A 5,409-nucleotide genomic window follows, 5' to 3' on the forward strand; every position below is an offset into this window, starting at 1 on the left:
CTACCAAAATCGATTGGACGACTGCACAAGTTTTTTCCCGCTTCAGGAGAACCTGGTGACATCCGTGTCCAACTTCATGTCCCACGTGCACACGAGCGTCAACCAGATGTCGACGATCTACTACCAGAACGAGCGGCGCTATCATGGGATTTATCGGTAGACCAACTGAAATCAATCCTGATATATTATTCTTTATTGAAGAATCAGATTCTATACCAGTTATTGCACCTATCGGTTATGGAAAAAATGGAGAAACATATCATATTGATACTGATAGCACTGCAAGTGCAATTGCACTTGCAGTTTACGCATCTAAAATGATAATCTTGAGTGATACAGATGAAGAAATAAACAAAGTTGGCAATGGAAGAGTCTTGATTAAAAATTTAAAAGAATCGATTGATTGTGGAAAAATTAAAGGAGAAAAATTTGTTGAAAGGCTTATGTCATATACTAAAATGGTAGAAGAATGTGCAGGGGTTGTTCACATAGTTGATAGTAGAGTACCTAACATTATACTTGATTTATTTACTGAGAATAATTCAGGTATATCAATAATGGATGATTAATAGCTGTACTGCTTATAACCATATGAACATTGAAAATTTGGGAATAGCTTATGTCAAATTCCTATTCTCTTTTCCAGTTTTTTTAGGGTTTTTTTTTCTTGCAAGCATAATAGTTTCGTATACATAATGAAACCAAATGGTATTTTTAGCTTGATAACAGAGGAAAATAAAGAGGGCTTGGGTGTAACACTCAAATAATGATTTACCTTATGGATACCGCTAGAAAAGTTGACTAAGGTATACAATTCTCTCTGCGTCAAGTTACTCAAGATATCGAATCTACAAACGCTTTGGATTGAGTGTGTTTGGTCAATTTGAGTGCTTTAAATGAAAGGCGAAAATTGAGCATACTACGCCTCTGTACACAGTATCTTTAATGCAAATGCCCATGTGATTCCACAGATAATTTCTGTTTTTTGATTCTATCTGTCCATTTACCATTTTCCATATCTTGTTTATTGGTTGCTTTTTTTTCTTGTTCAACAATTGCCTTATCTATCTTCTGATGAATTGCATCAATTGCATTAATTGCATTTTTTTCTTTGTATACTTCGCTTTTTCCTTCAACAATTAAATTGGTAAAAATATTTACAACAAACTGCACTTGATTATGATTAACCTGACCTTTTATCGAAGAAGGTAAAGAGTTTAATTCCATCAATACTTCTGATGCTGTTTTATCTTGAGTGGAAAGCCCTAAATTATCTGCTACTTCACTTATTAATAACTCTCTGTTTTCTTTATTATCTTCCAATTTAGTATAATCACGCAGTAGATCCATAACTGAAGATACTCTGACTTCAATAATATCATCAACATCTTCACCTCCTAGAGCAACTCCTGATCCCAATAACCTCTCTCTGAGATTTTTCTTTAAAAGATTGGTAAATTTTTCATTTGCATCCGATCCTGTAGTAGATATTGTACCATCTAAATAGTTGTTTACTTTGATTTGAGTACCTAAGCTATGCTCTATTTGTATTTTTGCCTCAGGTTTAAATCCTAATTTTGCACAGAATTTCTGAAAATATTCTTTAATAGTGTCAAACAAGGTCTTGCCATTGTCTTTATAGTTTTTCAACTCTTCAGGAATAGTAAGTGATAATTTACCATCTCCATATTTTACAAGGTCTTCACCATATTGAGACTCAAGTGTAAATTCTAATGAGCTGGATAGGTCACATATTTTCTCTTCCGGATTGTCAATCGTGGTTATAGGTATTGCCATATCAGACGTCACTTTTATGCGGTTGTGGTCAGTGCAGTAAATGTTTAGCACTTTTTTAGGACTGTGTGGAGTTAAATTACAACTACTGAGTGCGGCATGAGATTCATTAAATATACCAGCCCCATACCCTGCTTGATTACAATTGGTGACTAGCTCTTCTAAAATAGCATTACTTGGAACTTCTGCCCCAGCGTACCTGAACATTTCCTTGAAAATTTCCTTTGCTAATGCACGGTAATCTTTTTTGGAGAATAGATGATAAGAGCTTCTCCCTGCGTTATAAAATCTCTCAAATTCCTTTCTATATTCATCAATTTTTTTTTCATCAGCAACTGTAGGGCTATTACAATGATTTTCCCAAACTTCAGATAGTCTATCTTGATCAAGCTCCTTAAGTACTGGTTCCATAAAAGCTTTACCTTCTTCAGAGAGGTTATCAAAATTATCACGGTTAAAAATCTCATTTTTATAATCTTTAGCTCCTTCCTTAAATGCAATAATAAAATTTTTATCTATTTCTTTTTCATTAATAATAAAATTCATTCTTTGAAAATCTAAGAACATTGTTTCACCGGAATTCGCTAATTTATTATCTTGATCTGCTCTTAATTTACTAAAATTGAATTCTTTAGCTGTGGCCTTTAATCTAACTACCGGACTCTTCTTTGCCTCTTTCATAATTAACACCTTACTATAAATATGCTGTAAGTTGTACCATATAATGATGAATAATTTTATAATATATAAAAAAGTCGATAGTCTATTTCTTTATTTTAGGGATATAGGAAAGGCGTAGATTTCTCTTTTCATTTGTAGCATGCTGCATTAATATTTACGTATTAATCTAGAAAATAGTGATGAATAATATTGTAATTGTTGGTCTGCAATGGGGTGACGAAGGCAAGGGTAAAATAGTAGATTATCTTTCTGAGAATGCAGATGTAGTTGTGAGATTTCAGGGAGGAAATAATGCAGGGCACACTATAGTAATAGATGATGAGGTTTATAAATTAAATTTACTGCCCTCTGCTGTTTTGAGAGCGGACAAAATATCTATTATAGGAAACGGTGTTGCTCTTGATTCACATGCTCTAGTCTCAGAAATAGAGTCATTGAAAGTTAAAGGAGTAGACGTAAACTATAACAACTTGATGGTATCCGAGAGCTGTCCATTAATACTTAGCGTACATAAGGACAAGGAAAAGCTATTTGAAGATTTAAACGGAAATCACAAAATTGGTACAACAAACAAAGGGATAGGGCCATGTTATGAAGATAAAGTTGGCAGGAGAGCTATACGCCTTTGTGACTTAGAAAACACAGATGAGCTCAATCAAAGAGTGGATGCTCTCCTGAGTTACCATAATGCTATCAGAAAAGGACTTAACTACCAGGTAGTTAAAAAAGAAGAAATATTAAAGGAAATTCAAGAGATTTCAGAAAAAATTCTTTTATATAAAAAACCTGTGTGGAAGATACTAAATGATTTTATGAAAGAAGGTAAGAAAATAATATTTGAAGGCGCTCAAGGCGCATTTTTAGATATCGACCACGGAACTTACCCTTTTGTTACTTCAAGTAATACCGTAGCATCGCAAGCGATAACAGGCTCAGGATTATCCTACAATGCTCAAATTATTGGTGTAGCAAAAGCGTATACAACAAGAGTGGGTAATGGTCCATTTCCTACTGAACAAAATAACGAGATTGGAGACAGCTTATTTTCTATAGGTAAGGAACTTGGAACAGTAAGCAATAGAAGAAGGCGCTGCGGATGGTTTGACGCAGTTTTAGTGCGCCAGGCCGTACAACTCTCTGGAGTTTCAAGCATTGTATTAACCAAATTAGATATTCTTGATTCTTTTGATACTATTAAAATAGGCACTGGTTATAAGTATGGCGGAAAAATGTATGATTATTTACCCGCATCACATTCAATACAAAAAGAATTAGAGCCAATATATGAAGAATTTCCTGGTTGGAAAGAGAAAACTCAAGGCAAAAGGTCAGTTAAGGAATTACCTGCAAATTTGATGAAATATGTGAGAAAAATAGAAGAATTAATAGGTGTACCAATTCATCTAATTTCAACTAGTCCCAATAGAGAGGATGTTATTAAGCTTAAAAATCTATGAAAACGTCTTGTTAACTTTTATCTAATAAAAAACGATACTTGTGTGACTTCAAGCAATCTATTATGCAAAGTAGCAGCGTAAACGTACAGTGAGCAGTGTGATTTTTCTTAAATACATGTTGATTGTTATAATATAAACATAGTTAAAGGAGGCGTATTATGATTGCAGGTTTGACTAAGGGAGACAAAGCAGTAAGAGCGGAAAAAACAAGTGATCAGCTGAGAGAATTGTCAGTTGCAGAATATGTAGTTAAGTCAATACATGACTTGCAAAAATTGCATAATAGATTATGTTCATCACAGGGCAACAATTGTGTTAATGATAGAGAGAAGTTTGTCCAAGATAGTGATGGGCTTGGTATATTTCAATTTCTCAAAAGCTATATTAATGATGCAGAAAAAAATGAGCCTTCCATTAAGAACCTTACTATAATGAAATTTCTTCGCTCAATTATAGAAGATAGGGAACTGTATAAAAAGTTATGCAGTTTCGATGATTTTCTCGATTGTGAGTTAGAAAATTTGAGAGATAAGATAAGCTTATTAGCGCTTTTGAGAGAAAAGATGGACTTTGCTGATATACAAAAAGCTTATGATAATTGGCGTTTTAATGATCTAATAGGTGATAATGATTTTAAGCGAATGTACGTGGATCAAGCAGTAAAAGAAAGAGAAAAGCCTGTTAATGAGGACTTTGAGAAAAATATAGGTAAATACATAGAGTTAGTAAAGGAAGGAAAAGAAGTTGCAAGTAGGTATTTTGGAAAATGGAAAGAGGACTTTCAAGTTTACTGTGAAGAAATTGACAATAATAATAGAGTTTTGAATATTAACCTTACTCATTACGACAATAGTGAGCCAACAAAGATTAGTGACGTTTTACAGCAAGAGAAAGATATTAAAGAACTGAATATCTATTGCAATAAAAAACATGAAATACACGCTCGTAAAAAAGATAAGAAAAGATATTATGAATTTAAAGAAGGTGCATATTATGAAATGACAAGCACTTGGGCTGCAAAAGATGGATCAGGAATGTGTACCATGATTATGAATGTGAGTAGTGATGGCATAACTGAAGTACTAAAATTTGATGGTGAAGATTTTGTGTCATCGAAGGAGATTCTAGAATTAATAAAGCAAAACGATGAATTATATATTCAAGGTCTCTCCTTATATGATGCTGTAATGGAATCACTAGAAGAGGATAGGGCTACTCCTATTAATTTTTACAATGAATCTATGGTGGCTTATCAAGGTAAGGAACCAGAGGGGAAGTTAGATCATAAAGTTGATGCTGATAATAGCCTTCCTTCTTCTCCTTCTATTAATAGCAACTTACTATTACCCACAAATATAAAGTTCGTGAGCAAGTCGCCATCCTTCTGCTAGATCAAAGAGACGTCTCCATCCTTTCCAAATAGTAATGGGGCCTGGTTCTAGATCATTTTTTCTAGCCAAATGTCCTCCAAGTTGAG

At 33.7% G+C, this 5,409-nt stretch carries 3 protein-coding genes and 1 pseudogene; 3 read left to right on the forward strand and 1 reads right to left on the reverse strand.

The window, feature by feature from the left end:
• Positions 1-143: 143 nt before the first annotated feature.
• Positions 144-569 (forward strand): annotated as a pseudogene (locus ACJ5GX_RS03815) (amino acid kinase family protein); the annotation flags it as partial.
• Positions 570-942: 373 nt separating this feature from the next.
• On the opposite strand, the gene ACJ5GX_RS03820 reads toward ACJ5GX_RS03815, so the two are convergent.
• Positions 943-2,475 (reverse strand): hypothetical protein, encoded by a 1,533-nt coding sequence (locus tag ACJ5GX_RS03820; protein ID WP_052264694.1) that lies wholly within the window; start codon positions 2,473-2,475, stop codon positions 943-945.
• Positions 2,476-2,654: 179 nt separating this feature from the next.
• Between ACJ5GX_RS03820 and ACJ5GX_RS03825 the strand changes: the two genes are divergently transcribed.
• Together ACJ5GX_RS03825 and ACJ5GX_RS03830 are read left to right on the forward strand one after the other, a co-directional pair.
• Positions 2,655-3,932: an adenylosuccinate synthase gene (locus ACJ5GX_RS03825; RefSeq protein ID WP_007302822.1), complete on the forward strand. Its 1,278-nt coding sequence runs from the start codon at positions 2,655-2,657 to the stop codon at positions 3,930-3,932.
• 158 nt (positions 3,933-4,090) lie between these two features.
• Complete coding sequence (locus ACJ5GX_RS03830; protein WP_367363632.1) at positions 4,091-5,323, forward strand: hypothetical protein; 1,233 nt, start codon at positions 4,091-4,093, stop codon at positions 5,321-5,323.
• Positions 5,324-5,409: the final 86 nt, after the last annotated feature.

It is taken from the genome of Wolbachia endosymbiont of Tuta absoluta, assembly GCF_059414725.1.

What these genes read in the sequence shown, in the direction of transcription:
- ACJ5GX_RS03820 (WP_052264694.1), bottom strand. Translation starts at nt 2,475, where the DNA reads ATGAAAGAGGCAAAGAAGAGTCCGGTAGTTAGATTAAAGGCCACAGCT.
- ACJ5GX_RS03825 (WP_007302822.1), top strand. Translation starts at nt 2,655, where the DNA reads ATGAATAATATTGTAATTGTTGGTCTGCAATGGGGTGACGAAGGCAAG.
- ACJ5GX_RS03830 (WP_367363632.1), top strand. Translation starts at nt 4,091, where the DNA reads ATGATTGCAGGTTTGACTAAGGGAGACAAAGCAGTAAGAGCGGAAAAA.